Genomic DNA, 228 nt, shown 5'->3' with positions numbered 1-228 from the left:
TTTGGCATAATCAGCGCACGGGCGAAAACTCTAGCTGGTTAATGGATGGTGCAGTTTATCAAAAGTCCATCAACTTACCGACTTCAACCGATACGAACTGGCAAATTCGGGGCATGAGTGGTTTGAGTAATGATAAATCGGTTGTGTTTTGGCAGAACCAAGTGACAGGTGAAAACTCTGCTTGGTTGCTCATAGACGGAACGTATAGTCAATCTATCAACTTGCCTA

At 43.9% G+C, this 228-nt stretch carries 1 pseudogene; it reads left to right on the top strand.

Going from position 1 to position 228, the window contains the following annotated elements:
- A pseudogene (locus ACR6Z4_RS32290) lies at positions 1 to 228 on the top strand (FG-GAP-like repeat-containing protein); the annotation flags it as partial.

The sequence above is a fragment of the Calyptranema fuscum S582 genome, assembly GCF_055793305.1.
The sequence above is the reverse complement of the archived record's forward strand: the minus strand, read 5'-3'. Positions and strand labels throughout refer to the sequence as shown.